This window comes from Dehalococcoidia bacterium (genome assembly GCA_030018455.1).
GTDB lineage: Bacteria > Chloroflexota > Dehalococcoidia > DSTF01 > JALHUB01 > JASEFU01.
In genome coordinates, this window is sequence record JASEFU010000021.1 from 1 (window position 1) to 844 (window position 844).

At 67.1% G+C, this 844-nt stretch carries 2 protein-coding genes; both read left to right on the forward strand.

The window, feature by feature from the left end:
* A partial coding sequence (purH, locus tag QME71_11135) for a bifunctional phosphoribosylaminoimidazolecarboxamide formyltransferase/IMP cyclohydrolase (GenBank protein ID MDI6858852.1) occupies positions 1–502 on the forward strand: 502 nt, incomplete at its 5' end.
* Between the two features lie 73 nt (positions 503–575).
* A partial coding sequence (locus QME71_11140; GenBank protein ID MDI6858853.1) for a hypothetical protein occupies positions 576–844 on the forward strand: 269 nt, incomplete at its 3' end.

The window sequence follows — 844 nt, forward strand, 5'->3', positions numbered from 1 at the left end:
CATCCGCCTCCTGCGCCTTCCCCTGGAGAGAGAGCCGTTCAACCTGCTCAAGGACCTCAAGCGGGTGGACGGCGGCCTGCTGGTGCAGGATTACGACGCCGGGGAAGACGACCTCAGCGGCGTGGAGTATGTGGGCGACAGGCGCCCCACGCCGGGGCAGTGGGAGGACCTGGTGTTCGCCTGGAAGGTGGCCAAGCATACCCGCTCCAACGCCATAGTGCTGGCCAGGGACGGGGCCACGGTGGGCATCGGGGCGGGCCAGATGAGCCGGCTCGATTCCACCCACCTCGCCCTGCGCAAGGCCGGGGGAAAGGCGGGCGGCTCGGTGTGCGCCTCCGACGCCTTCTTCCCCTTCCCCGACTCCGTGGTCATGGCGGCGGAGGCGGGGGTGGAGGCTTTCATCCAGCCCGGGGGCTCCATGCGGGACGAGGAGACCTTCGAAGAGATAAGGCGCCGCGGGCTGGTGATGGTGCTCACCGGGAAGCGCCACTTCCGCCATTGATGCCGGGCATGCCCACGCCCGTAAGCGAGAGAAAAACATGCGAGACCGGTGCCTTATGGGGTAACATGGTGCCATGAGCAGGTTCTTCCTGGCCGTGCGCCTCGTCATCCTCGCGGCGCTGCTGGTTCTCCTGGCGGCGGTGTTCTGGGGCATCGCCAACCACGAGAAGACCGAGGCGGCGCACCAAGGCGGCGAGATCTACGAGCAGTACCAGCGCTCCAAGCCCGCCGGTTATACCTCCGTGCTGCTGGTGGCGCTGGTGATAGTGGGCATCCTCGTGGTCCTGGCCTCCATTCTCTTCGAGTACCACCAGGTGCGGGAGGGCAGGAAAAGGCAGTCGCG